This is a genomic window from Asticcacaulis sp. P2_C5 (assembly GCF_056404555.1).
On record NZ_JBFUDU010000031.1, the window covers coordinates 1 to 3,055 of the forward strand.

A 3,055-nucleotide genomic window follows, 5' to 3' on the forward strand; every position below is an offset into this window, starting at 1 on the left:
CTACGACATCTTCGGCAACCGGACCAATATGACCGAGGCCGTCGGCGCGACGGAACAGCGTAGCACATTCTACGAATACGACACCAATAACCGGCTGAAGAAGCAGACTGGCGATACCGTGCCGCTCAACGGTGGCCCGGCCCTGGTTACGCTTATCCAGGACTTCCAGTACGACAAGCGCGGCAATCTGGTCTATTCCAAGGATGCCGCCGGCGGCGTCACCGTCACCTACTACGACAAGATGGACCGCAAGTCGCTGCAGGTCGACGCCCTGGGCTACGCCACCGCCTGGACCTATGACCGCAACGGCAATGTCCTGACCCAGAAATCGTATGACAGCAAGGTTGCAACTGTTCCGGCGGATCCCGCCGTGCTGCCGGACCTGACAAACAAGACCTTCCGCGAGACCGACTACAGCTACGATAAGGAAAGCCGCCTGCTGACGACATCGGTCCTGAACGTGAAGAGCGGTGGCTGGAGCAGCGGCGACTGGGGCTGGACCATCGATCCGGTCACCGGGCTTGCGGCCACCAAGGTGATCAGCAGCGCCACTTACGACCTCAACGGTAACAATACCCTCCTGACCGACGGCAATGGCAATATCACCTACAACTATTATGACAAGCTGGGTCGCAAGGTGTCGCAGGTCGACCAGGACAACTATCTGACGACCTACAAATACGACGCCGAGGGCAATGTCACCGAGCAGGTGCAGTACGCCGGGAAGCTGAGCGGAACCTCTGCCACCTGGGGAAATCCGCCAACCACGTCGGCGGCGGATGTCAATGACACGGACCGCACGACGACCTTTGTCTATGACCACAATGGCCATGTGAAGTCGCAGACGCGTGTGGGCGGCAGCTACTGGGCCGTGTCGGACGGCACCGACCATACCACGCCCGGCGGCACCAACAGCCCGCCGGCAGGCACGATGACCAACCTGACTGGCAATCTGACGGTCAACTTCACCTACAACGAACTGGGCCTGGTGTCGCGGCGGACCGAGGCCAACAACGACTACACCGACTATGTCTATGACGGCCTGGGCCGCGTAGCGCGGATAACCACCGGCAATGCCGGCGCGGATAATACTGACACCGCCAATGTGATGACCACCCAGACGACCTATAACGGCCTGGGCGACGTGGCGACGACCATCGCCGGTTACGGCGCTGGCGCCACAGTCGAGGAAAAGACCATCTATACCTATGGTACCGGCGGGCGCCTGCTCAACAGGAAGGATGCCGCAGACTACGTCGTCAACTATGGCTACGACGCCAATGGCCGCCAGACGGTCGAAAGCTATCTGCGCAATGGCGTTACCGAAGGCACCCTGACCACCTATGACGCCCTGGGTCACGTCACCCGGACCGCCAAGGCGACCTTGTCGGGATCGACCTGGACCAATGGCGACACGACCAGTGACGCCTTCTACAATGCCTTCGGCGAGGTCATCGCCCGTGGCACCAATACTGGCGCCAATACCAGCGCCCCACCCGACATCACCAGGGCGCAGGAATTCGCCGATTACGATGACGCGGGCCGTGTATGGCGCAGCAATATGGGCGACGGCGTCACCAAGGTCTTCGGCTATGACGGCAATGGCAATGCCACCGTGCAGATCGTTAGTCAGGGCTCGACCAACCTGACGGCCGCGGTGGATCTCAGCGCCGCCCTGCTTTTGACCGGCACGATCAAGACCTACAGTGTCTACGATAGCCGCAACGAACTGACCGACACCAAGCGGCCGACCAGTGTCAATCTCGACGGAACGGTGTCGAGCGGTGGCAATATGGGCGTCGGCGCGGCCGGAACGGTCAGCATCGTTCAGACCAATGCCGGTGGCCAGGTCGGCACCAATACCGTCGCCACCTTCAAGGTGTCGCTCAGCAACACCTTCATGACGACGCACAACGGCACCGGCAAGATCCATGTCGTCGTCACCGCCGGCGACGGCCAGGTCCGGACATCGCTGCCTCTGGATCCAGGCACGCTGGACCTCGGCACCTACAGCTTCAACTTCATGACGACGCCGCCGGGACCTCCTAACGGTCCCTACCAGCCCGTTATATCGGTCAAGGTCTATCAGGACGGCCCGAATGGCTCGCAGATCCTGTTGTGGGATCCAAGCGGCACCGAGGTGACCGGCCAAAGCGTGAGCTTTACCGCTGTCTGTCATATTGACGCCCAGTTTACCCAGACCAGGGTCCAGCAAGCGGGCGTCGGCCTGACCCTGCAAAACCTGGACCCGGCGACGGCCTCGGTGAAGGTATATGTGCGGCCGTACGGCTCGACGGGCAACTATACCCTGGTCAATGCGCTTCCGATTTATGATACCAACAACAACCCGATCCCGGGCGCCTTCAACATCGATCCCTACTTGGCGCCGTTCGGCGGCGCGCTGAACAGCAGCTGGGATATCAAGTACATCGCCCGCGACGCCAACAACAACGTCATCGATGCCAAAGTGGCCAAGGTCTCGTCCGGCGTCAGCGCGCCGCTGAGCCTGACGCTCGACAGCATGGCAGCCATCCAGGTGTTCAATGCCACGGATCTGGGCGGCGGGACCTTCAGCCTGGCGACGACGACCCTCAGCGTTGGCTACAGCAGTACCACCCAGACCTACAATGCCTTCGGCGACGTCAAGAGCCAGACCGACGCCAACAGCCATACCACCACCTATACCTATGACGTCATGGGCAACTTGACGCGGAAGTCGAGTGCTGCGGTCGGTATCGTCGGCGAGGACGGCAAGCTCAAAGAGGATGCCGCGCACAATACCGCCCTGAACATCGTCGAAGACTATCGCTATGACCAGTCGGGCCGCCTGGTCGGCCGCGTCGACGGTAATGGTTTTATCACCAGCCAGCGTCTGCTGGCCGGCACTGGCTTTGGCGGGACCCAGGCCCTGGTCACCGACCAGTACAATCCGATCACCAACGACACGGTTAAAACCCGTTACGACGTCTTCAACAATGCGATCAAGCAGATCGACGCCACCCTGGTCGAGACCAACTATGTCTTCGACAAGGACAACCGCCTGACCTCGGTCAAG

The 3,055-nt window shown here is 61.0% G+C and carries 1 protein-coding gene; it reads left to right on the top strand.

Annotated elements, in window-relative coordinates:
• Positions 1–3,055 (top strand): hypothetical protein (locus AC1DXO_RS26055; RefSeq protein WP_476981132.1); only part of this gene is annotated, 3,055 nt, incomplete at both ends.